Annotated in this window: 18 protein-coding genes and 6 pseudogenes; 17 read left to right on the top strand and 7 right to left on the bottom strand. The window is 62.5% G+C overall.

Going from position 1 to position 22,613, the window contains the following annotated elements:
- The 4 genes from DN412_RS36190 (at position 1) to DN412_RS45745 (ending at position 3,641) form a co-directional block, all read left to right on the top strand.
- On the top strand, positions 1–1,062 hold the full coding sequence (locus DN412_RS36190; protein WP_341868097.1) for a maleylacetate reductase: 1,062 nt from the start codon (positions 1–3) through the stop codon (positions 1,060–1,062).
- An 84-nt stretch (positions 1,063–1,146) separates the two neighbouring features.
- A complete protein-coding gene (locus DN412_RS36185) occupies positions 1,147–1,947 on the top strand; it encodes an intradiol ring-cleavage dioxygenase (RefSeq protein WP_244222957.1) in 801 nt (266 codons plus the stop codon).
- 41 nt (positions 1,948–1,988) lie between these two features.
- Positions 1,989–3,248 carry an MFS transporter gene (locus DN412_RS36180; RefSeq protein ID WP_115215940.1) on the top strand — a complete coding sequence of 420 codons (1,260 nt, stop codon included), beginning with the start codon at positions 1,989–1,991 and terminating at the stop codon, positions 3,246–3,248.
- 51 nt (positions 3,249–3,299) lie between these two features.
- Positions 3,300–3,641, top strand: coding sequence for an SDR family oxidoreductase (locus tag DN412_RS45745; protein WP_208647728.1), 342 nt, complete (start codon positions 3,300–3,302; stop codon positions 3,639–3,641).
- 201 nt (positions 3,642–3,842) lie between these two features.
- Here DN412_RS45745 and DN412_RS36170 read toward each other — a convergent pair whose 3' ends face one another.
- Positions 3,843–4,358: a MarR family winged helix-turn-helix transcriptional regulator gene (locus DN412_RS36170; RefSeq protein WP_115215939.1), complete on the bottom strand. Its 516-nt coding sequence runs from the start codon at positions 4,356–4,358 to the stop codon at positions 3,843–3,845.
- A gap of 131 nt (positions 4,359–4,489) precedes the next feature.
- Between DN412_RS36170 and badH the strand changes: the two genes are divergently transcribed.
- From badH to DN412_RS36130, 8 genes and pseudogenes are all read left to right on the top strand, one after another.
- Complete coding sequence (gene badH / locus DN412_RS36165; RefSeq protein WP_115215938.1) at positions 4,490–5,257, top strand: 2-hydroxycyclohexanecarboxyl-CoA dehydrogenase; 768 nt, start codon at positions 4,490–4,492, stop codon at positions 5,255–5,257.
- Positions 5,258–5,284: 27 nt separating this feature from the next.
- Positions 5,285–6,067 (top strand): 2-ketocyclohexanecarboxyl-CoA hydrolase, encoded by a 783-nt coding sequence (badI, locus tag DN412_RS36160; RefSeq protein WP_115015669.1) that lies wholly within the window; start codon positions 5,285–5,287, stop codon positions 6,065–6,067.
- 92 nt (positions 6,068–6,159) lie between these two features.
- A complete protein-coding gene (gene aliB / locus DN412_RS36155; RefSeq protein ID WP_115215937.1) occupies positions 6,160–7,311 on the top strand; it encodes a cyclohexanecarboxyl-CoA dehydrogenase in 1,152 nt (383 codons plus the stop codon).
- A gap of 35 nt (positions 7,312–7,346) precedes the next feature.
- Positions 7,347–8,603, top strand: a pseudogene (locus tag DN412_RS36150) (AMP-binding protein); the annotation flags it as partial.
- A pseudogene (locus DN412_RS36145) lies at positions 8,600–9,223 on the top strand (4Fe-4S dicluster domain-containing protein); the annotation flags it as partial. The pseudogenes DN412_RS36150 and DN412_RS36145, both read left to right, overlap by 4 nt.
- 40 nt (positions 9,224–9,263) lie before the next feature.
- Positions 9,264–10,455, top strand: a pseudogene (locus DN412_RS36140) (acyl-CoA dehydrogenase).
- A 54-nt stretch (positions 10,456–10,509) separates the two neighbouring features.
- Complete coding sequence (locus tag DN412_RS36135; RefSeq protein WP_115215935.1) at positions 10,510–11,259, top strand: electron transfer flavoprotein subunit beta/FixA family protein; 750 nt, start codon at positions 10,510–10,512, stop codon at positions 11,257–11,259.
- A gap of 18 nt (positions 11,260–11,277) precedes the next feature.
- Complete coding sequence (locus DN412_RS36130) at positions 11,278–12,225, top strand: electron transfer flavoprotein subunit alpha/FixB family protein (RefSeq protein ID WP_115215934.1); 948 nt, start codon at positions 11,278–11,280, stop codon at positions 12,223–12,225.
- Positions 12,226–12,656: 431 nt separating this feature from the next.
- Here DN412_RS36130 and DN412_RS36120 read toward each other — a convergent pair whose 3' ends face one another.
- Entirely contained in the window at positions 12,657–13,136 is a 480-nt protein-coding gene (locus tag DN412_RS36120; RefSeq protein WP_425267476.1) for a helix-turn-helix transcriptional regulator, read from the bottom strand.
- A gap of 3 nt (positions 13,137–13,139) precedes the next feature.
- Here DN412_RS36120 and DN412_RS36115 point away from each other — a divergent pair.
- The 3 genes and pseudogenes from DN412_RS36115 (at position 13,140) to DN412_RS36105 (ending at position 15,549) form a co-directional block, all read left to right on the top strand.
- Positions 13,140–13,908 (top strand): annotated as a pseudogene (locus tag DN412_RS36115) (cyclase family protein).
- Complete coding sequence (locus DN412_RS36110; RefSeq protein ID WP_341868100.1) at positions 13,905–14,324, top strand: transporter; 420 nt, start codon at positions 13,905–13,907, stop codon at positions 14,322–14,324. The pseudogene DN412_RS36115 and the gene DN412_RS36110 overlap by 4 nt, the downstream one beginning before the upstream one ends.
- Positions 14,311–15,549 carry an adenylate/guanylate cyclase domain-containing protein gene (locus DN412_RS36105; RefSeq protein WP_115215933.1) on the top strand — a complete coding sequence of 413 codons (1,239 nt, stop codon included), beginning with the start codon at positions 14,311–14,313 and terminating at the stop codon, positions 15,547–15,549. Before DN412_RS36110 ends, DN412_RS36105 begins: the two co-directional genes overlap by 14 nt.
- A 379-nt stretch (positions 15,550–15,928) precedes the next feature.
- Here DN412_RS36105 and DN412_RS46075 read toward each other — a convergent pair.
- Positions 15,929–17,095, bottom strand: a pseudogene (locus DN412_RS46075) (ISL3 family transposase); the annotation flags it as partial.
- A 359-nt stretch (positions 17,096–17,454) separates the two neighbouring features.
- Complete coding sequence (locus DN412_RS36085; RefSeq protein WP_115215931.1) at positions 17,455–17,754, bottom strand: hypothetical protein; 300 nt, start codon at positions 17,752–17,754, stop codon at positions 17,455–17,457.
- 71 nt (positions 17,755–17,825) lie between these two features.
- Between DN412_RS36085 and DN412_RS43190 the strand changes: the two genes are divergently transcribed.
- A complete protein-coding gene (locus tag DN412_RS43190; protein WP_133303131.1) occupies positions 17,826–18,086 on the top strand; it encodes a hypothetical protein in 261 nt (86 codons plus the stop codon).
- A 468-nt stretch (positions 18,087–18,554) separates the two neighbouring features.
- On the opposite strand, the gene DN412_RS36080 is transcribed toward DN412_RS43190, so the two are convergent.
- The 3 genes from DN412_RS36080 to DN412_RS36070 form a co-directional block, all read right to left on the bottom strand.
- Positions 18,555–19,622: a porin gene (locus DN412_RS36080; RefSeq protein ID WP_115215930.1), complete on the bottom strand. Its 1,068-nt coding sequence runs from the start codon at positions 19,620–19,622 to the stop codon at positions 18,555–18,557.
- 126 nt (positions 19,623–19,748) lie between these two features.
- Positions 19,749–19,922: a nucleotidyl cyclase domain-containing protein gene (locus DN412_RS45055; RefSeq protein WP_244222952.1), complete on the bottom strand. Its 174-nt coding sequence runs from the start codon at positions 19,920–19,922 to the stop codon at positions 19,749–19,751.
- A gap of 124 nt (positions 19,923–20,046) precedes the next feature.
- Entirely contained in the window at positions 20,047–20,526 is a 480-nt protein-coding gene (locus DN412_RS36070) for an HARBI1 family protein (protein WP_341868099.1), read from the bottom strand.
- Between the two features lie 368 nt (positions 20,527–20,894).
- Between DN412_RS36070 and DN412_RS36065 the strand changes: the two are divergent.
- Positions 20,895–22,058, top strand: a pseudogene (locus tag DN412_RS36065) (IS110 family RNA-guided transposase).
- The last annotated feature ends 555 nt before the right edge of the window (positions 22,059–22,613 follow it).

Below are 22,613 nucleotides of genomic sequence, written 5' to 3'. Positions count from 1 at the left end.
ATGATGCCTGTCCCGTTTTCCTACACGATCAACCCCGGCCGCGTGCTGTTCGGACCGGGCACCCTGGCGAGCGTCGCCGAAGAAGTCACGCGGCTTGGCGCGAGGCGTGCGCTGGTGCTCTCCACGCCGTTCCAGAGGCCCGATGCGCTCGCACTGTCCGAACGCCTTGGCCCCCTGTCGGCCGGCGTTTTCTCCGAGGCGACCATGCACACGCCGGTCGACGTCACCGACAAGGCCATGGCCGCCTACGCCGCGGCGCGGGCCGACTGTATCGTGGCGCTCGGTGGCGGCTCGACCATCGGCCTGAGCAAGGCCATTGCCTACCGTAACGACGCCCCGCAGATTGTCATCCCGACGACCTATGCCGGCTCCGAGGTGACGCCCATCCTGGGCCAGACCGAAGACGGCCTCAAGACCACGGTCCGTCATCCGGGCATCCTACCGGAGGTGGTCATCTACGACCCCGACCTGACGTTGGCCCTGCCGGTCGCCACCAGCGTATCGAGCGGCCTGAACGCGATGGCCCATGCAGTCGAGGCGCTCTACGCCCGCGACCGGAATCCCGTTTCGTCGATGCTGGCCGTCGAAGGCGTGCGAGCGCTGCGCGACGCCTTGCCGGCGATCGTCGCCGAACCGCGCAACGCCGCCGCGCGTAGCGATGCGCTCTACGGCACCTGGCTGTGCGGCACCGTACTGGGTACGGTGGGCATGTCGCTGCACCACAAGCTTTGCCACACGCTCGGCGGCAGCTTCAACCTGCCGCATGCCGAAACGCACGCCATTGTCCTACCGCATGCGGCCGCCTACAACGCCGGATCCGCAACGGAAGCGCTGCGGCCCCTCTCCGAACTCTTCGGCGGGCCCATCGGCGCCGGATTGTACGACTTCGCGCGCGCGCTCGGGGCCTCATTGTCCTTGAAGAGCCTGGGCCTTCAGGAATCGCAACTGGACCTGGCCGCCGACCTCGCGGTGAAGAACCCCTACTGGAACCCGCGGCCGGTCGAGTGCCAGGCCATTCGCCAATTGCTGCAGCGCGCCTGGGAAGGGACGCGCCCCCTCTAGCTGGTGCCCCCTCCAATCAGAAAGGAACCGATCATGTCAAAATATTTCTCGGAAGCCCGGTCCGCGCGGGCGGTAAACGCCCGCATGGGCCCTTCGGTCAATCCTCGCCTGCGGGAGGTAATGGCCTGCCTGGTCGAGCATCTGCACGCCTTCGCGAAGGAGATCCACCTGACCCAGCAGGAGTGGGAGCTTGCCATCGACTTCCTGACCCGCACGGGCCAGATCTGCGGCGACGAACGGCAGGAATTCATTCTGCTCAGCGACGCCCTCGGTTTCTCCATGCTGGTAGACGCCATCAACAACCGCCGCCCGCCGGGTGCGACCGAGAGCACCGTCTTCGGTCCGTTCCACGTGGCCGAGGCACCAGAGCGGGCGATGGGTGAATGCATCGCGCTCGACGGCAAAGGCGAAAGCTGCCTGTTCCACGGACAGGTGTTCGATCTGCAAGGCAAACCCGTCGAAAGAGCGCGCATCGACGTGTGGTCAGACAACGCCGACGGCTTCTATGACGTGCAGCAGCCGGCCATCCAGCCGAAATGGAACAACCGGGGCATCTTTACGACGGGCCCGGATGGTCGCTACAGCTTCGTCGGCATCAAGCCAGTGTCGTATCCGATCCCGCACGACGGCCCGGTCGGCCAGCTCCTGCAACGCCTGGGCCGGCACCCCTACCGACCCGCGCACATGCATTTCCTCGTGACCGCGCCGGGCTTCGAGAAGCTGGTGACGCACACGTTCGTCGGGGATGACCCGTACCTTGCGTCCGACACGGTGTTCGGCGTCAAGGAAACGCTGATCGCCCCGTTCGATCGCGTCGACGACGGCGAGACCATCTGGCGCTCGGCCTTCGACTTCCTGCTCACGCCGACAGACGCGCCCCGCTGAATCCGGCGCCGACCGAAAAACACAACTCCAGGAGACAACCCATGAGGAACGACAGGACAACCGGCTGGGACACCGCCTACGAATGGAAGGCGGTCGCCCTGCTCTCGCTCGGCTTCGGGCTGGTGGGCATCGATCGCTTCATGATCATGCCGCTCTTCCCGATCATGATGAGGGACCTCGGCTTCGACTACCAGGACCTCGGCTACATCACCGGCGCGCTCGCCATCGCCTGGGGCTTTGCATCGATCTTCATGGGAACCCTCTCCGACCGGATCGGCCACAGGAAGGTCGTGATTCCGGCCATGCTCGTGTTCTCGCTGCTATGCAGTGCCAGCGGCTTTGCGGGAAGCTTGGGGACCCTGATCCTGATCCGCGCGCTGATGGGCTTCGCGGAGGGCGCCTACACGCCCGTAAGCATCGTCGCGACAATCGACGCGTCGCGCCCGTCACGCCACGGCTTCAACGTCGGGCTCCAACAGACCATGATGCCGCTGCTCGGCCTGGGCCTTTCGCCGATCCTCGTGACCCAGATGCTGAAGCTGGTGCCGTGGCACTGGATCTTCGCCCTGCTCGCCGCACCCGGGCTTCTCGTCGCCATGCTGATGTACCGCCACCTGCGCGACAGCGACGCGAAGATCGCGGCGGTGCATACAGATACCCACGATGCGTCGCCGCATTCCTGGACCGACGCGTTCCGCTACCGCAACATCCCGCTCGGCATCGTCGGCATGCTGTGCTGGCTGACGAATCTCGTAGTGCTGGGCGCCATGCTTCCTGGCTATCTCACCGAATATCTCCATCTCGGCATCGAGCAGATGGGCTTCGTTCTCTCGGCGATCGGCTTCGGTGGTGCGCTGGGCGCCTTGCTGATGCCCGCCCTATCAGACCGTCTCGGCCGCAAGCCGGTGATGGTTCTCTCGGTGACCGGCGCCTTCTTCTTTCTTGCGCTGCTTGCCCGGTGCGATGCCAACCCGCCGATGCTGTTCGCCTGTCTCTTCATGACGCTGTTTTTCATTTTCGCGCTGATCACGCTCACCGTGGGCCCGATCAGCGTGGAATCGGTACCGGCAAAGCTGATGGCGACTGCATCCGGCTTGGTGGTTGGCATCGGTGAGATCTTCGGCGGGGGAATCGCACCTGCCCTGGCAGGCTATGTGGCGAAGCAATATGGCATAGAGCACGTGCTGTACCTCGCCCTCGGTGCCATCGCGATTGGCTTCATCGCCGTGATCTCGCTCAAGGAGACCGCTCCGAGCCCACGCCTCCACGACTCACGCGTGCGCGCGCCAGAACTGAACTGAATGCCACAGCCAGAAGACATCAATTTTAGGAGGCGTTTCATCGACCCATGAATGGCGGGCCTCTCGGGTCGCGGGACGGCGGCGCCTACGGTTCCAGCAAGGGCACGCTGCAGAGCCGACCAAGCAGGCGGCGCTGAGCGCCGCGCGCTTCGGCTACAACGTGCGTGTCAATGCCGTGCACCCTGGCTATGTCTGGACTCCCCGGGTGGCCGAGAAGCTCACGCTCCAGTTCGGCGGCCGCCAAGCCGCTATGGACGCCAAGATGAGAACCCGCTCAACCAGAGAGTGGCACCAGAGGACGTTGCCGCCGCCGTAGCCTTCCTGGCCGCGGATGACGCACGCATGATCACGGAGATCGACCTGATTGTGGATGGGGGCAGGCTGATCCCGTGAGCAACCCAAGGTGCCGAACCGGATCTTCCTGAAAAGCACCCGGCGCAAGGCCTGCCTCAATCGTATTTCGCGAGTTCGAGCTTGCCGATCCGCTGCCCCCTCGCAAACAGCGCCCTCCCCTTTGGACGAACCACCAGGCCGGCCAACGGAAATGTGTTCCGCAGGTAACAGACAGAATTAGCGGGAAACCCGCTGGCCCCTCTAAGCAGCGTCAGTGTCATCGTCTTCCGCACCGACCCACTCCGCGTCAAGCTTTCGCATATTCTCCAGAATCTTGAGCAGGTAATGCAGCGCATGCGTCACATCATCGGTTGAGAAGTCTGCCAAGAGCTGTTGGTAATACATACGGATCTTGGGTTGCGCAAGGACCAGCCACACATGACGGCCCCCCTCGGTCATGGTCACGATTCGCGAGCGGCGGTCTTGCGCGTCTGGCGCAATGCAAACATGCCCATCGCGCTCCATCCGGCTGATCAGCCCGGACAAATTCTGTCGGGTCACCATCAAGTATCGAGCGAGATCACCGATGCTCATGCCGCCCTGTGCCTGCCTTCGCGACAGAGCGCCCAGCACCGCCCACTGCTGCGTGGTTAGCCCTTCCTCTTCCACGGCTCGACTTCCCGTTTTGTGCAACATGTTTGCGCATTGATAGAGTCGAAAGAACAGCCTGTTAGCGAGCTCTATCTTCGGTGAAGCCATATCCTCAGGGTATTTCATAGCTGACCTCATAAATTTTGGCTTGCCAACGGCAACGCTTGTGCCTAGTATATGTCAACATATTTACTTATGTTGTGAGCCCTGAAGTGCACATCAGCACGCGGCGCCATGACAGACAACAGGAGGCATCAATGCAACGATTCGAAGGCAAGACAGTAGTGGTCACTGGCGGCGGCGGCGGTATCGGCGGGGCAACGTGCCGCCGCTTCGGCCGGGAAGGCGCGCGCGTCGCGGTATTTGACCTGAACCTCGATGCGGCTGAAAAGGTGGCCGCCTCGATCCGGGCCGACGGCGGGATCGCCGAGGCCATCCCTTGCGACATCACGGACCGCGCCAGCGTGGAGGCCGCCGTCTCGGCGACCGAGTCCAAGCTGGGCCCGATCGACGTGCTGGTCAACAACGCGGGCTGGGATGTCTTCAAGCCCTTCACCAAGACCGAGCCGGCGCAGTGGGACAAGCTCATTGCCATCAACCTGACCGGCGCGCTGCACATGCACCACGCGGTACTGCCCGGTATGGCGGCGCGCAAGGCGGGGCGCATCATCAATATCGCGTCCGACGCGGCGCGGGTCGGCTCCTCCGGGGAGGCAGTGTATGCAGCGTGCAAGGGCGGGCTGCTTTCCTTCTCCAAGACCATCGCGCGCGAGCACGCGCGGCACGGCATCACCGTGAATGTGGTCTGCCCCGGCCCGACCGACACCGCGCTGTTCGCTGAATACAAGGAAGGCGCTGGCAACCCGGAAAAACTGATGGAGGCATTCACGCGTTCCATCCCGCTGGGCCGCATCGGCCAGCCGGACGACCTGCCTGGCGCGGTGCTGTTCTTCGCCAGCGACGACGCCGCCTATGTGACTGGCCAGGTCCTGAGCGTTTCCGGCGGCCTGACGATGAACGGCTGATACCACCAAACACCAGAGGAGCATGCAATGAATTTCGAAGACATCCTGTACGAGAACCGCAACGGCGTGGCCTGGATCACCATCAACCGGCCGGACAAGATGAACTCGTTTCGCGGCCAGACTTGCGACGAACTGATCAAGGCCCTGAACAAGGCTGGCTACGATAAGAGCGTCGGGGCCATCGTGCTGGCCGGCGCCGGCGACCGCGCCTTCTGCACCGGCGGCGACCAGTCGGCGCACGACGGCAACTATGATGGCCGCGGCACAATCGGCTTGCCGATGGAAGAACTGCACGACGCTATCCGCAACGTGCCCAAGCCCGTCATCGCGCGCGTACAGGGTTTTGCCATCGGCGGCGGCAATGTGCTGTGCACGATCTGCGACCTGACTATCTGCTCGGAAAAGGCCATCTTCGGCCAGGTCGGCCCGAAGATGGGATCGGTGGATCCCGGCTATGGCACCGCATTCCTGGCACGCGTCGTCGGCGAAAAGAAGGCCCGTGAGATCTGGTACATGTGCCGCCGCTATTCGGGTCAGGAAGCCGTGGCAATGGGGCTGGCCAACGCGTGCGTGCCGCACGACCAGCTCGACGCCGAAGTGCAGAAGTGGGGTGAGGAGCTTTGCGAACGCAGCCCGACCGCCCTCGCCATCGCCAAGCGTAGCTTCAACATGGACACGGCACACCAGAGCGGCATTGCGGGCATGGGCATGTACGCGCTGAAGCTGTACTACGACACCGAAGAGTCCCGCGAAGGCGTGGCAGCGCTCAAGGAAAAGCGCAAGCCCGAGTTCCGGAAGTACGCGAAGTAACAGCGGACACCGGTCGATCCCACCTCCCCTTATGCCAGAGGGCCACGCAGCGAACGTGCGCCCTCGGGCTCGCTCATCGAGGAGACAAGCAAATGAACCCCTATCTCAATGACGACCTCGTGACGCTCGGCGATCACGCCCGGCGCTTCGCCACCGATCGCATCGCGCCGGGCTACCAGGAGCGCGACCAGACCCGCGTGCTCGATCGCACCCTGATGCGCGAAATGGGCGAGATGGGCTTCATCGCCCCCGAGCTGCCGGAGCAGTATGGCGGCCAGGGCCTGGGCTGCCTTGCCGCGGGCGTGATCCACGAGGAGGTGGCACGGGCCGACCTGAGCCTGTCCTATATCAACCTGCTGGCCTCCCTGAACGGCCAGATCCTCGCGCACCATGGCAAGCCCGAAGTGGTGGGCCCGTGGCTCACGCGCCTCACCCGCGGCGAAGCGCTGCTCGCGATCGCGCTGACCGAGCCGCGCGGTGGCTCGGATGCCGCCAATTTGCGCCTGCGCGTCGAGCGGGTCGGCGACGAGTACGTGATCAATGGCGAGAAGACCTCAATCTCCGCAGCCGACCAGGCCGATGCCGCAGTGGTCTTCGGCCGCACCGGCACGCCCGAATCGGCGGCGCACGGCGTCACGGCGCTGCTCGTCCCGATGAACCTCCCCGGGATCACCACCAATCGTTTCGACTGTCACGGACAGCGCGCGATCGGCCGCGGCTCGATCTTCTTTGAGAACGTGCGTGTTCCGGTGGATCACAGGCTCGGCGACGAGAACAGGGGCTTTGTCCAGGTGATGCAGGGTTTTGACTTCTCGCGCGCGCTGATCGGGCTGCAGGTCCTGGCCGTCGCGCGGGTGGCACTCGAAGAGACCTGGGCCTATGTCGCCGAGCGCCAGGCATTCGGCAAGCCACTGTCTGCTTTCCAGGGAGTGTCGCACCCGCTGGCCGACTTTGATACCCAGGTCGAGGCTGCGCGCCTGCTGTGCCTGCAAGCGCTGTGGCTGAAGGACCATGGCGCCCCGCACAGCGCCGAGGCCGCCATGTGCAAGTGGTGGGCGCCCAAACTCGCTTACGACGTCGTGCACCAATGCCTGCTGATGCATGGGCACGGTGGCTATGACCGCGGACCGATGGAACAGCGCCTGCGCGATGTGCTGGGCTTCCAGATCGGTGACGGCACCGCCCAGATCATGAAGACCATCATCGCGCGCACGCGCGCCGGCCGCAACGCGGTACCCGCCTGACCCGTACGCCTTCCCATAACGACAAAGGAGACGCCATGGAATTCGACGCCGTGCTGCTGCCACCGCGCCGCGCAGAGAGCATCGCCAAGGACTACTGGCATGACCGCACGATCAACGGCGACCTGGACGCTTGCGTGGCTACCTGCCCGGACAAGCTCGCCCTGACTGCGCTGCGGGTGGAGACCGGTGAAGTACGGCGCTTCACCTATCGTGAACTGGCGGTGCTGGCCGATCGGATCGCCGTGGGACTGGCCCGCCTTGGCGTTGAGCGCAACGACGTAGTGGCGATGCAGTTGCCAAACTGGTGGCAGTTCACCTTGCTCTACCTGGCCTGCTCGCGCATCGGTGCGGTGCTCAATCCGCTCATGCACATCTTCCGCGAGCGCGAGCTGTCGTTCATGCTCAAGCATTCGGAGGCGAAAGTCCTGGTCGTGCCGAAGGTATTCCGAGGCTTCGATCACGAGACCATGGCTCGATCCCTGCAATCGGGCTTGCCATCACTGCGGCGCATCATCGTCGTGGGCGGCGACGGTGCCGATGACTTCGAAACGTTGCTCACGATTCCCGAGTGGGAGCGGGAGGCAGACGCCAAAGCCATCCTGACAAGCCACCGGCCGGGCCCCGACGACATCACGCAGCTGATCTACACCTCTGGCACGACCGGCGAGCCCAAGGGCGTGATGCACTCGGCCAACACCTTGATGGCCAACATCCTGCCGTACGCCGATCGCCTGAATCTATGCCAGGACGACGTCGTCCTGATGGCGTCGCCAATGGCGCACCAGACCGGATTCATGTACGGCCTGATGATGCCGGTCATGCTGCGCGCCGGTGTGGTCCTGCAAGACGTCTGGGAGCCGAAGAAAGCCATTGAAGTCATTCGCGCCGAAGGTGTCACTTTCACCATGGCCTCGACACCCTTCCTGACGGACCTCACGAAGAATGTCGAGGAAAGCGGCAATGCGGTGCCGAGCCTGCGGACCTTCCTGTGCGCAGGCGCCCCCATCCCCGGCACGCTAGTTGAGCAGGCGCGTCGGGTACTGGGCAGCAAGATCGTGTCGGCCTGGGGCATGACAGAGAACGGCGCCGTCACGCTGATCCAGCTCGACGACGATGACCGGCTTGCCTTTACCACCGACGGGTGCCCGTTGCCTGGTGTGGAACTCAAAGTCATTGAAGCTGACGGCAAGCCGGTGCCTGTGGGGCAAGTGGGAAGGCTGGTCGTGCGCTCCTGCTCCAACTTCGGCGGCTACCTGAAGCGGCCGCAGTGGAATGGCACGGATGCCGAGGGATGCTGGCCGCCGAGGCCGCCTACGACGCGCTGCAGGCCGGCCGCCAGCACGACGAGCTGACCGCCTACCCGGCCGCGTTTGAGCAGAGCTGGCTGTACAAGGAGTTGCTGCAGGCCAAGAACTTCAAGCAGTGGTTCAAGAAGGGCCGCACCACCGCCACGCTGATGACCGGCATCGAGCAATGGCTGCTGCCCAAGCTGGGCATCCGCAACCCGCCCTGGACCATCCATCGCGTGAAGCCGGACCACGTGTACCTGAAGCCGGCCGCCGAGTGCGAGAAGATCGTGTATCCGAAGCCGGACGGCAAGCTGACGTTCGACCGCCTCAGCTCGGTCTTCATCAGCAACACCAACCACGAAGAAAACCAGCCCGCCCACCTGACGCTGAAGGACGCGAGCGTGCCGGTTAATATCAACTGGGAAAAGTACGCCGGCCCCGAAAGCCGCTACTGCCCGGCCGGCGTGTATGAGTTCGTGCAGAACGAGGAAGGCAAGGAACGCCTGCAGATCAACGCGCAGAACTGCGTGCACTGCAAGACCTGCGACATCAAGGACCCGATGCAGAATATCGTGTGGGTCACGCCGGAAGGCGGCGGCGGTCCGAACTATGCCGGGATGTGATTCGTATAACGGCTAACCAAACTTCGAACAGGAGACTCAAATGCACGCGAACGCCACGCACCAGGCCTTCCGCTGGGATGACCCGCTGTTACTGGACACCCAGCCCAGCGCCGATGAGCGCGCTGTTCGTGACGCGGCCCAGGCGTACTGCCAGGAGCAGCTACTACCGCGCGTCCAGGAAGCATTCCGCCACGAGAGGACCGATGCCGGCATCTTCCGCGAAATGGGAGCGCTGGGCCTGTTGGGCCCGACGATCCCTGAAACCTACGGAGGTACGGGTCTGAACTATGTCAGCTACGGCCTGATCGCCCGCGAAGTCGAGCGCGTGGATTCTGGCTATCGGTCGATGATGAGTGTGCAATCTTCGCTGGTCATGGTGCCGATCCATGCCTTTGGCAATGAGGCCACCAAGCAGAAGTACCTGCCGAAGCTTGCCTCCGGCGAGTGGGTCGGCTGCTTCGGGCTGACCGAGCCCAATCACGGCTCCGACCCCCGGCAGAATGGTCACACGCGCGCGCAAAGTGCCCGGAAGCTACAGCCTCAGTGGCACCAAGATGTGGATCACCAACAGCCCGATTGCCGACGTGTTCGTCGTCTGGGCCAAGGACGAAGCCGACGTGATCCGCGGCTTCGTGCTGGAGAAGGGCGCGAAGGGCCTGTCGGCGCCTGCGATCCACGGCAAGGTCGGCCTGCGCGCCAGCATTACCGGCGAGATCGTGATGGACGAAGTCTTCTGTCCCGAGGAAAACGCCTTCCCGGAAGTGCGTGGCCTCAAGGGCCCCTTCACCTGCCTCAACAGCGCCCGCTATGGCATCGCGTGGGGAGCGCTTGGCGCCGCGGAGGATTGCTATCAGCGCGCGCGCCAGTACGTGCTTGATCGCCAACAGTTCGGTCGACCGCTCGCGGCCAATCAACTGATCCAGAAGAAGCTGGCAGACATGCTGGCCGAGATCTCCCTGGGACTGCAAGGTTGTCTGCGGCTGGGTTGGATGAAAGACGAAGGTACGGCGGCAGTCGAGATCACCAGCATCATGAAACGCAACAGTTGCGGCAAGGCGCTGGAGATTGCCCGTACCGCGCGTGACATGATGGGGGGCAACGGTATCAGCGACGAATTCGGCGTGGCACGGCATCTGGTCAATCTGGAGGTCGTCAATACCTATGAAGGTACCCACGATATTCACGCACTGATACTGGGGCGGGCCATCACCGGCATTGCAGCATTCAGCTAAACAGACATTGGGGGGCACGGCCGCTGCCCCTGGGCACCTGACAGGAGAGCAACAATGAAAGTACTCGTCGCAGTCAAGCGGGTGGTGGATTACAACGTCAAGGTCCGCGTCAAGGCGGACGGCACCGGCGTGGATCTGGCCAACGTCAAGATGAGCATGAACCCCTTCGACGAAATCGCCGTGGAAGAGGCCGTGCGCCTGAAGGAAGCCGGCGTTGCCACCGAAGTGATCGCCGTATCGTGCGGTGTCACGCAGTGCCAGGAAACCCTGCGCACCGCGATGGCCATCGGTGCCGACCGCGGCATCCTGGTGGAATCGAACGAAGAACTGCAACCGCTGGCCGTGGCCAAGCTGCTGAAGGCGCTGATCGACAAGGAGCAGCCGCAACTGGTGATCCTGGGCAAGCAGGCCATCGACGACGACTCGAACCAGACCGGCCAGATGGTGGCCGCGCTGGCCGGCCTGCCGCAAGCGACCTTCGCCTCGAAGGTGGTGGTGGCTGATGGCAAGGCTTCGGTGACGCGTGAAGTCGATGGCGGCCTGGAAACGCTGTCGCTCAAGCTGCCGGCTGTGGTCACGACCGACCTGCGCCTGAACGAGCCGCGCTACGTGACGCTGCCGAACATCATGAAGGCCAAGAAGAAGCAGCTCGATACCGTCAAGCCGGAAGACCTCGGCGTCGACGTCAAGCCGCGCCTGTCGACCCTGAAGGTGGTCGAGCCTGCCAAGCGCAGCGCGGGTGTGATGGTGCCGGACGTCGCGACGCTGGTGCAGAAGCTGAAGAACGAAGCCAAGGTTATCTGAGCGCGGGGGAGAAATAACATGACTGCACTCGTCATTGCTGAACACGACAATCAATCCATCAAGGCCGCCACGCTGAACACCGTGACCGCCGCAGCCCAGTGCGGCGGCGACGTGCACGTGCTGGTGGCTGGTTCGAACGCAGCTGCAGCCGCTGCTGCTGCCGCGAAGATCGCCGGCGTGAGCAAGGTCCTGCTGGCTGACGCTGCCTACTTCGGCGACGGCCTGGCCGAGAACGTGGCCGAGCAGGCGCTGGCGCTGGTGACCAATGCAGCCAACGACTACAGCCACATCCTGGCCCCGGCCACCCCGTACGGCAAGAACATCCTGCCGCGCGTGGCTGCCAAGCTGGACGTGGCCCAGATCTCGGAAATTTCCAAGGTCGACGCCCCGGATACCTTCGAGCGCCCGATCTACGCCGGCAACGCCATTGCCACCGTGAAGTCGGCCGACAAGATCAAGGTCATCACCGTGCGCGGCACGGCGTTCGACGCTGCTGCCGCTGGAGGCGGCTCGGCTGCTGTCGAGAACCTGCCAGCTGTGGCCGACCAGGGCATTTCGCAGTTTGTTTCGCGTGAAGTGGCCAAGAGCGACCGTCCGGAACTGACCGCAGCCAAGATCATCGTTTCCGGTGGCCGTGGCGTGGGCTCGGGTGAGAACTACACCAAGGTGCTGACGCCGCTGGCCGACAAGCTGGGTGCAGCTCTGGGCGCCTCGCGCGCTGCCGTGGACGCCGGCTTCGTGCCGAACGACTACCAGGTCGGCCAGACCGGCAAGATCGTCGCGCCGCAGCTGTACATCGCTGTCGGTATCTCCGGCGCGATCCAGCACCTGGCCGGCATGAAGGACTCCAAGGTAATCGTCGCGATCAACAAGGATGCCGAAGCCCTGATCTTCTCCGTGGCCGACTACGGCCTGGTGGGCGACCTGAACACCGTGGTGCCGGAGCTGGTGGAGGCGCTGGGCTGAGGAAAGCGTGCCATACCGAGATCATCGATTCGGGGCGGTACCGCCCTGCACCAGCGCAGCGCCTGCTGCTCCCCATGGAACCACCACAGGCAAGCCATTCACATCTCGAGCGGTGCTTTAAAGCCGGAGCACAAGCTGGCCGGGTGAGCCGAACATCCCGACCATGGAGGAAGCTGGCCTCCCGGGCTTTGTAATGAGCTCGTGGCAGGCACCCCGCAGGCGATCATTGATCGCATGGCCAAGGAGATTGCCACGGCCACGCGCAGCTCCGACGTCGCGAAGAAGCTGACGGAGTTCGGCTTCGTGCCGGTAGGCGGAACGTCAAGGCGGTCAAGATCACCCTTGACTGAGGGCGCCCGCAGGGCGTTCGCCTGACACTGCCCTGCCAAGGCATCAGCCCGTCGGTCGATAAACCGAGCAATTTCCGGGGGTCAGTGGCGACCAATGAGATGTGCGATCAGTTCACTGGTGGTTCCAACGCCGTACTTGCGCATTAGGCGAGCACGATGCGCCTCGACGGTACGGAAGCTGATATTGAGATCGCGAGCGATCTGCTTGATGCTCTTCCCCGCTACCAGGAACTGCGCAACTTCTCGCTCCCTCAAGGTCAGGTCCTTTGTGACCCGGCGGGCCAACGAAATGTCCTCGAAAGACCATATCGCCACCGCGAAAGGGTCATGGCGATCGATCGCTCTGCCCGATACGTGGCACCAGAAGAGGCTGCCATCAGTTCTGCGCATGATGCGCTCATCAGAGTAGTAGCCGCTGTTGCGCATCGCAACCTGTGCTCGCTCACCAATGTGCTGGAACTCATCGCGAGATGGGTACAAACATTCCAGCGATTCTCCCACTAAAGTCTCCCTGCTATGGCCAAACATGCGGCAGAAGGCGTGGTTGTATGACTGCACCACGCGTTGCCTCGATACCAGGAGACCGATGGGAACCTGCTGTCCGGCAGCATTCGCGTGGTAGACCTGACGCAGACCCTGAGCCCGGAGTTTCCGACCATTTAGCACCCGCCCGAGCTGGGCCAGACCTGGCCCTTCCGGCAAGAGACCATCTCCCGCTATGACTACCGCGGCCCGAGCTGGTACTGGAACAACTTCTCATGCGGCGAGCATACCGGCACCCATTTCGACACGCCCGTCCATTAGCAAAGGACCGGCCGGACAATACGACCGATACGATTTCGGTCGATAAATTCTTCGCCACCGCCTGCGTCATCGACTGCTCCCGGGAGGCCGCAGAGGACCGGGATTTCCTGCTCACTGTCGACGTCGTCAAGGCATGGGAAGCCCGGCATGGGCGAATCCCGCCCCGCTCCTGGGTGCTGATGCGTACCGACTGGTCAAAGCGCGCCAGCGCCGACGCGTACCTGAATGCGCGCGAAGACGGCATGCACACGCTGGGTCCCGATCAGAAAGTTGTCCAGTGGATGATCGAAGAGCGCGACGTCCACGGATTTGGCGTCGAGGCAATCGGCACCGATGCCGGCCAGGCCTATGGCTGGGAGCTGCCTTTCCCGTGCCATTACCTGATGCATGGCAACAACCGCTATGGGCTCAATGCCTGACCAACCTGGACCAGCTTCCCCCGCAAGGCTCGGTGATGGTCGCTGCCCCGCTGAAGATCAAGGATGACTCCGGCAGCCCGCTACGCGTGCCCGCCTCGAGTCCGGGCTGATAGCCATCGATCGATTACGCCATTGGAAGCATATCGGCCCGTGGACGGTCGGCTTGAGTGGCTATTATCTGAAGCAGGTCACGGACGACAAGTTCAATAGCGCCGTGGTACCGGAACTGCCCGGCGTCTGGAGCCGGGGCCGACGTGGCGAGGTACTTGCAATCGGCCCGAGTGTGTCTTATACGAGTGCTAGGGGAACCAGCTTCTTCCCCCAATGGCAGCACGAGGCGTATGCAAAGGACCGGTTTGGCGGCGACAAGCTATGGTTCAAGGTGGTCACGGCCTTCTCATGGAATGGGCCCGTGCTCGGCGTGCGCCGGCCACAATGGGACGCGAGCTGTGCCCGCATCGCCGTCAGAGCCGGCCCCTGTGGCGCTGCGACGAGACACCAGGAGGTGAAGCATGGCTTCCATTAGCCTCGTGTTCCCTGATTCCCGGCAGCTCCGGGTGCGCGATGTCACGCTTTGCACGAGCGACGATTTCCAGACCCAGCGGGACAAGCTGGCGCGCATCATGCTGGACGCGATGTACCAGTTCGTGGGCCTGCTGGATGTGCACGGCACGATGCTCGAGATCAACCGTGCCGCGCTCGAGGCGATTGGCATTCGGATGGACGACATTCGGGGGAAGCCGTTCTGGGAGGCCCGCTGGTGGGTGGTCTCGCCGGAGACCCAGGCGTTGCTGCGGGAACTGATCCAGCGTGCAAGCCAGGGCGAATTTGTCCGTTGCGACTTCGAAAACTACGGCCAAGCCGAGGGCGAGGAGAAGATCATTGTCGACTTCTCCCTCCTGCCGATCAGGGATTCGAACGGGAACGTCGTGTTCCTGCTCCCGGAAGGCCGCAATATCACGGAGAAGAAGCGCGCCGAGGCCGCGCTAGCGCGGAAGAACGAAGAACTGCAGGCAAGCTGGGAATTGATCCGCCGCCAGCGCGACGAGCTCCAGAGCCTCTATGACAGGATTCTGGCCGAGCAGAAATTGTCGGAGCGGCTGCTGCTCAATCTGCTGCCCTACCCGATCGCTGAACGGCTGAAAGCGCGTCCGGACCTGATCGCGAGCGGCGTTCCGGAACTCATCGCCGACAGCTTTCCAGAAGTGACGGTCCTGTTCGCTGACATTGTGGCCTTCACACGGTTTTCAGCAGGCATGAGTCCCGAGCAGCTGGTTGCCATTCTCAATGAGATCTTCACCGAATTCGACACCATTGCCGAAGATCGCGGCCTCGAGAAGATCAAGACTATCGGCGACGCCTACATGGCAGCAGCGGGGCTACCGGAGCCGACGCCTGATCACGCTGTGCGGGCAGCGCATATGGCGTTGGACATGAGCGACGCGATCATGCGCTTCAACCGGCGCACCGGCTTCAACCTGCAGATGCGCATTGGGATCAACAGTGGGGCAGTGGTCGCCGGCGTCATCGGCAAGCGCAAGTTCATCTATGACCTGTGGGGTGCGGCGGTGAACACCGCGAGCCGGATGGAATCCCACGGCGTGGCCGGACGGGTGCAGGTCACCGATACAACCAGGCGCCTGCTGGGCGAGTCGTTCCAGTTCGAAGAGCGCGGCTCAATCGAGGCAAAGGGGATAGGCGCGCTGCACACTTGGTTCCTGACAGGCCGAAATGATGCAGTATTTGCATAGTGTTTGCCGACTACTGTTGAGGAACGCTAATTCTGAGAGTGGAACGAAGTTGGGGGATACGCCCGTCTACATGCTCCGGTGGAGCTCTGGACCAGTAAGTGGTCGCCCGGTCCATGTGCTGAAGGATTAGGCGTTCTACTTTCGAGATGTCGCGATTCCGGATGTGCTCGAGCCGTAGAACAAAGGAAAGTTGGGTCTTCCGCAATTTGTGTGACGACGGCGAACTCGCGTGGAGGACCTTGCCGTCGTCCCCTCACTACCACCATTCTTCTGCTTGTTGAAAACGTCGGCGAGCCCGCCAGGCTCGTCCTAGCCGTACGAGCTCACGCGCCTGCGATGGCGACCGGACTAGCGTGTCATGCAGAACAAGGCAGGTCTATCAGCTTGGCTTCAATACCCGCAGCCGCAGAAGCTCGATGTTCGCGCGGCCATACATCTGGCGCTTGAGGAACTTGAGCCGGTTGACGTGGCCCTCGGTCTGGCCATTGCTCCATGGCAGCTTGAAGGCCGCACGCACAGCCGGTAAGTCGGCGCGCAGGCTTTGCGCGAACCTGCGCATTTCCGCAGCGTCGCAGCGCGACAGGCGCTTCAACCATCGATCGAACTGCCGCGTACTTCGCCGGTGCATGAGCCCGAGAAACTCCCGCGCGAGGCTGCGGACCTCGCCCACCACGGGTTCGATCCTGCACAGCGCCTGCACGAAGCGCTCGTGGTCCGCGTTCCTGGGCTCCGCGACCGCGAGCTTCCTCCATCCTATAAGCCATCCGAACACGCGCCGGGCCGACGGGCACGGCATCGTGCGCACGGGTGCCTGGAAAAGAGGCTTCTTGCCCTGCGGAAAAAGGAGGCGAATCACGCAATTCCGAACGGCGGCGCGACTGCCCGTGTATCCTCGCTGCTTGAGTTCCCGCCAGATCAGTTCAGGAAAGCGACAGCCCTGCGCGATTCGTTCCTCGATATCGCTGAGATAAGGATCTAAAGGCGTCGGACCCCGCGCCCTGGGTGCGCGCTCGGGGAACGCCCCCGCGGTGATGAAGTTGCGCACGGTTCGATGGTCGATTGAGAGCTCTTGCCCGATTCCTTTCATCGTGCCGCCCTGGGCGTGTAGCGCCATAACCCGCTCGTACAGCTCCACCCGCGAGGCGCGTCGCTGATCGCTCAGACGCTGCCATGACCATAGTGAGTTGCGGCTCAGCTCCCGCTGCCGGCTGTCGCGCCACGGACCTCGACTTGCTGCGCGGCTTGGCGCAGTTGCGGTCCGAGTCGGCACAGCAGTCTCTCGACGTTGTCGCGCAAGTTGCACAGTAGATGCCAGCGATCCGAGACCTGCGTGGCTGCCGGCAGCGCAATGTCGACGGCCTCGGAGTAGGCCCCGGCCCGGTCCCTGGCGACGATCTCGATCGTGCGCACGCATCCACGCGGCCACCGCAGTTCCTTCCCTGCCGGCGAACACTTCGATCGGCTCACGTCGCTCCAGGTCGACGATGATCGTTCCGTACTGGTGACCGCGCGCGATCGCCCAGTCATCGATGCCGACGACCCGCGGTCAGCGCCAGCCTGGCGGCCACAAACGCCTTGATGGAGAAGATCCAGTCTCTTGGGCTGGGCCAGCTGATCATGATTATGCTGCGGGGGAGGGATTGGACTGCAGGAGGCCTGGCGGCGAGGGGGATCAGATGTCACACGTCATGCAATCTCGCTATTGCACTATCCATCTGGCAGATGGCCGGGCTTCCAGCGTTTGGTCGCCATCTCGTGGATCGCGCACTCGCGGTTGCCAGCGTCGGCCGTTGACTAGCCGGTCGGTCAGCTTCAACTACGCAATGGTATTTGCGGCGATTCAGCCCGGCCTCTTCTGAAGGAACCGGCCTGGCAACCCCGCCAGGCCGTCATGCCAGAGCGGGCTCAGGCGCCGTCGCTGAAGGCGCTGCGAGCTTCCTGGACGCTGCGAGCGCCATCGATGAAGACATCGCGGGGAGCGTTGACACCGTGCGCGCCGTCGGTGAACGGGCTGCGCGGGTCGTGGACGCCGCGCGCGCCATCAGTGAACGGATCAAATTTGCCGGCGTGGCCGATGCTGCCATCCAGGCGGGCCAGCCCAGATGCCGACTCGGCTGCGTACGCGCCGGAGGCAGCGGCTAGCGTCAGACCGAGGGCGCAAAGGACGGAGGTAGCGAAATAGCGTTGTTTCGTAAGGGCTTTCATGATGTCTCACAGGTCGTATGGCCTCAGCCACGTTGACCTGTAATGTATGCACTCCGACCGGACGCTGTAAGATGCCAATCCTCGACAAACTGTCCAGCGGCATGGACAATCCCACTCAGGCCCGACGCGGCATGCGGCGCCTTTGGCTTGCGGCACTTGCGCTCGATCTCATCTCGCCAACCATAGGTTTTTGCCCTGTGGTTGTAAGCGCCAAGACGTCTTTGAATGCCGGATGCCCACCGCGCGGCATCGACTCTGCCGCCAAGCAACTGATACCGCCACAGGCTATTTCACCCATTTTGGATTCGGTCCGGTCGGGCTTTCTGCGTTGACGGCAGAGCTACAGGTCTCTCCGGAGTTTTTCACTGCACGTTCCTGGTGCCGTCGGCAACATGAAGGCCGAGCTCTAGCTTTTGAGCGTAGAATTTGCAGGGCGTCCCGCCTTCATAGCCACGATTTGTGGCACAGCGCTTCCCATGAGAGAGGTACCCACAGTGCCCCAAGTGAAGGGGTGCAGCCACTGCGGCGCCTCATCCGCTTCCTGTTCGTCAGGCCCGCGCTTTGCCTCGGGCTTCCTTCAGACCCCCAGTCGCCCAGGGAACCCTTGCCTCTGGCTAACACTTCCCCTTGCCGGGTGTGGAGGGGACTTCCACCCCCAAGTAGGTGCGCCCTGCCGGGCGCATAGAAAAAATGGCCGACATTACTGCCGGCCAAACGTCCTTAACCCAGTGCAGTCAAGGTCGATATGAGCTGTCATTGGCACGTCCAAACGGAAGTGCCAGTTTTCACGTCGAAACTGATTAGAAGCGGTGACGCACGCCCACCATGGCGCCGGTCTGGTTCTGGCCGGGCAGCGTATTGGCTGTGCCCGTCACGCCGTACGTCGCGTTGCCCTTGTTGTTCACGTAGCCAAGCAGCAGATAGGCGTCGGTGCGCTTGGAGAGCGCATAGTCTGCGTTCAGCACGAACATCCACGAATCCTTGCTGTCGGTCCTGGCATCGGTGTAGTAGGCCGCGCCGGTCAGGGTGAAGGCCGGCGTGAAGCGGTACAGGGCACCCAGCCAGTAGAGGTTGTCGTGGCGGGCAGTACCGGTGGTGACTTCGTCGCGCATCCAACGGTAACCGGCAAACGCCTTGGCGGGGCCGAAGTCGTACGAGGCTCCGATCGCGGCGCGCTTGGCTGTAAGGTCGGCCGCGGCAAGCGTGCTGCCTTGGTACTGGTCATAGGCGGCGCCTACGGAGAACGGGCCGTTCGCGTAGGCCAGGCCCCCGCCAAAGTTGGTGCCGATCTTGAAGTGCCCCGGCACTTCGCCACCCAAGCCGCTGTTCACGTCGCGGCCAAAACTGTAGAAGCCGGTTGCGGTCAGGCCACCGAACTTGCCGGTGTACTTGATGGCGTTGTCGGCGCGGCCGTTGAACTGGTTGTCGACTGAGTTCAACGAGTACTGCGGGCCCACGCCCATCGGATCGTAGGCGCCAAACAGATCATAGAGCGAGTTCTGCTGGCGACCCAGGGTGACTGCGCCCAAATCGCCTTGCAGGCCGACATAGGCCTGGCGGCCGAACAGGCGACCGCCTTGGGCGGACTTGCCGGTATCGATGTCGAAGCCGCTTTCCAGCACGAAGATACCCTTCAGGTTGTTGCCAAGGTCCTCGGTGCCGCGCAGGCCCCAGCGGGAGCCGGAGAGACCGCCGGAGGTGACGCCGACCACCGAACCACTGCCGCTGGCGCCGCCGTTGACATGGCTTTGGAAACTCACGCCAGCATCAGCGATGCCATAGAGCGTCACGTTGGACGACGATTGAGCAAAGGCTGCGCCGGACATGGCGCCAGCGGCTGCTGTCACTGCGAGGAGAGCTTTTTTCATTATCAAATCGGGAGACTGTTTGACGAACTGGTTTCTTACTGTCAGACCACGTACAGGTTAGACAACCAGCCAAGGTCACCTCCTGACGCCCCGGCGATATTAAGGCGCATATGTGACAGCCCGAAGCTAAGCGTAGCTTGCCCCCATAGAAACACTGTTCACCATCAGGAACAATTGGCCCGCGCGGCGTAGACCTCTAATTTGTCGTCCGGGGCGAACGTCGAACTGCTTGAAGTGGCCCACGTCGAGCATCAACAACGACAAAGGCTGACGGTGATAACGAGCGCGGCGCCATTCCACGTCTGCTTCGTTGTCCAGCGAGCGGCGGCTGCATAGGCGTTCTGGTCGCGACGGTAGAATGCGAGCTTTTCTTCGTCGATTTGCAATCCAAGCCCGGGGCCTTCGGGAATATGTAAAGGCAGTCTCATATTTCCCGCGCGAGATTATGAAGCACGGCCAACGCCTTCACGACAACCCCTAGCTTCGACCAATGGTAGGGGAAGATGCCGGCTATGACCCGCCAGCATTTCAGCCGGGCGAACACATGTTCAATGCGAACCCGTACCCTGGAGATCTGGCGATTGCGCTCTTTTGCGGCGTGCTTGTCCGAGTGGTAGGCGGATTCATTGCGCTTGGTCGGCCGAAAGAGTGTGACGCCTTCCCCATGACCTCCGGCGTACGCCTTATCGCCCAGGACCACCACATCGCCGAGTGCAAACCTTGGTGCCTCCGTGTCCCAGATCCGCTTGTCATGCACCGAGCCAGGATAGCTGTCGCTAACGTCCACAATGGCGCCGTTGGCAGTAGCCACTACCTGAACCTTGGCGCACCGGTGATGTTTGTGCCCTGAGTACGCTTTGAGACCGGACGAACCGATCCGAACGCTGGTGGTATCGACGATCAGGATCTGGGCCGATGGCTGGCCGAACCCGGCATGCGCTAGATCCTATGTATGAGGACGGGCCGGCAAATTCGCAGAGTGGTCCTAAAGTGAAGGTGCAAGTAAGTTACTTTGGAGCATTTCAAGGCCCTTCCGGCCCCGGCGTGGGCGGAGAAACGATGACTTGTGGTTATTAAGCGGGTCATCGTTATGCCCATGTTGTCGGGTTTCAGCCAGGCACGCGCCTTGTTTCTCAAGAGCATTTCAAGGCCTTTACTGGCCCCGGCGTGGGCGGAGAAACGATGACTTGTGGTTATTAAGCGGGTCATCGTTATGCCCATGTTGCCGGGTTTCAGCCAGGCACGCGCCTTGTTTCTCATGAGGACCACATCATGCAACCGGCCCGTATCGAAAATTTTACGCCGGTGGGCGAAGTTTTGGCTGTAGCACTGGAGCTATCCAGCGGATCCTGGAAGATCGGCCTGCATGATGGCAAACGCGAAAAGCCTGCAATCCACACGGTATCGGCTAATTCTGCGGCATGTCGCCTGGAGCAGGCGGTGCAGCAGATCGAGAAGATCAAGTCAAGATGGGGCCTTGCGCCTCATGTCCGCACGGTCGTACTGTACGAAGCAGGGCAAGACGGTTTCTGGATAGCGCGGGCCCTGGCGAAGCTCGGCTATGAGCCCCTGATCTGCGACCCGGCCAGCATCCCCGTGGAGCGGCACGCGAGGCGTGCCAAAACCGACCGGCTCGACGTGATCCGGCTGCTGATGTGCCTGCGTGCCTGGTTGCGCGGGGAATACGACCGCATGCATGTGATACGGGTGCCAAGCATCGAAGCCGAAGCGCAACGCCATCTTGTACGGGACCGGGGCGAGCTACAAAAGGAAACGATGCAGCACCGTGACCGGATACGCAAATTGTTGCGCACGGTCGGCTGCTGGCAGGACGTAAATGGCGACGTCACAACGCGTCTCGCGATGGGAGAGTTTCGCCGCCACGACGGCGCACCGTTGCCGCCAGAACTGCATGCGCGACTAACCAGGGAGTGCCAGCGCCTGGCCTTGGCTGAGCAGCAGTTTGCTGAGCTCGAAAAAGAATTGATCAAATAATTGCCGCAACCCGTACAGAAACGCATCGCCGACCTCGAACGACTCAAGGCCGTCGGTCCGGTCGGCGCTACCCGACTGGTACTCGAGCTATTTTGGCGAAACTTTGACAACCGGCACCAAGTGGGCTCCTGTGTCGGTCTGGTGCCTCAACCCTACGACAGCGGCCAGAGCAGGGTTGACCAGGGAATCAGTAAGCAGGGCAACCGACGAGTGCGCTGCTTGCTGATCGAAATGGCATGGCTCTGGCTACGCTTTCAGCCCGACAGTGCGATCGCACGGTGGTTCACGCAGCGTACCTTGGGCAATGCGCAGAACAAACGAGCCAAACGTATCGCCATCGTTGCGGTCGCGCGGCGGCTCGCCATTGCACTGTGGCGCTACCTTGAGCACGGGGTCATACCCGAAGGCGCGGTACTGAAGAACGCAAGAATCGGACGATAGAAACAGGCAGTTCAACTATCGGTGACATAGCTTCATTCATTACGCAGCACAGTTAAGAGCAGACAGGCCCGTGCACACCACTGGTTGCTCCGCAACCGACACTACTAGATGGGGCTTGTCGCATTCCGGTCTTCTACGCGCTACGCGCATGCAGGACTATGCCGGAAACATCCGGCGGATAGAAGTTTGTGATGGCGATCACGCCTCACGCAAAGATGACCGGGAACTTGAAACTGATAGCAACATGACACGCACGCTCGAGGACTGCCAGGCGGGCATTCATGGCGGCATGCCGCAATGTGCGCCAAGCCGCCATCGGCATAGCATACCGTCGGAGCAACGGCGGGCGTAAAGGGTTCGCTTCGCCCGACCCTTGACCCCCGTCGCTCCGACCAAAATAGGGACCTATTTAGCGAAAAACCTTGACTCAACTCTCATCATAGAAGTGGTGTGCGTCAAACGGATTGCATCTTATTCAGCTTGGCGCGGGCGCGTGTGACTTTCGCCAAGATGTCGGACGCTTTAGCCGTCCATATGAACGGTTTGGGATCACGA

The organism is Cupriavidus lacunae, assembly GCF_003353055.1.
In the GTDB taxonomy this organism is placed as follows: Bacteria; Pseudomonadota; Gammaproteobacteria; order Burkholderiales; family Burkholderiaceae; genus Cupriavidus; species Cupriavidus lacunae.
This window is presented reverse-complemented; position numbering and strand designations above follow the sequence as displayed.

Coding starts and splice junctions, on each gene's coding strand:
- DN412_RS36085 (WP_115215931.1), bottom strand. CDS start 17,754: ATGAAAGCCCTTACGAAACAACGCTATTTCGCTACCTCCGTCCTTTGC.
- DN412_RS36185 (WP_244222957.1), top strand. CDS start 1,147: ATGGGCCCTTCGGTCAATCCTCGCCTGCGGGAGGTAATGGCCTGCCTG.
- badI (WP_115015669.1), top strand. CDS start 5,285: ATGAATTTCGAAGACATCCTGTACGAGAACCGCAACGGCGTGGCCTGG.
- DN412_RS45745 (WP_208647728.1), top strand. CDS start 3,300: ATGGCGGGCCTCTCGGGTCGCGGGACGGCGGCGCCTACGGTTCCAGCA.
- aliB (WP_115215937.1), top strand. CDS start 6,160: ATGAACCCCTATCTCAATGACGACCTCGTGACGCTCGGCGATCACGCC.
- DN412_RS36170 (WP_115215939.1), bottom strand. CDS start 4,358: ATGAAATACCCTGAGGATATGGCTTCACCGAAGATAGAGCTCGCTAAC.
- badH (WP_115215938.1), top strand. CDS start 4,490: ATGCAACGATTCGAAGGCAAGACAGTAGTGGTCACTGGCGGCGGCGGC.
- DN412_RS36190 (WP_341868097.1), top strand. CDS start 1: ATGATGCCTGTCCCGTTTTCCTACACGATCAACCCCGGCCGCGTGCTG.
- DN412_RS36135 (WP_115215935.1), top strand. CDS start 10,510: ATGAAAGTACTCGTCGCAGTCAAGCGGGTGGTGGATTACAACGTCAAG.
- DN412_RS36180 (WP_115215940.1), top strand. CDS start 1,989: ATGAGGAACGACAGGACAACCGGCTGGGACACCGCCTACGAATGGAAG.
- DN412_RS36080 (WP_115215930.1), bottom strand. CDS start 19,622: ATGAAAAAAGCTCTCCTCGCAGTGACAGCAGCCGCTGGCGCCATGTCC.
- DN412_RS43190 (WP_133303131.1), top strand. CDS start 17,826: ATGCCAATCCTCGACAAACTGTCCAGCGGCATGGACAATCCCACTCAG.
- DN412_RS36130 (WP_115215934.1), top strand. CDS start 11,278: ATGACTGCACTCGTCATTGCTGAACACGACAATCAATCCATCAAGGCC.
- DN412_RS36105 (WP_115215933.1), top strand. CDS start 14,311: ATGGCTTCCATTAGCCTCGTGTTCCCTGATTCCCGGCAGCTCCGGGTG.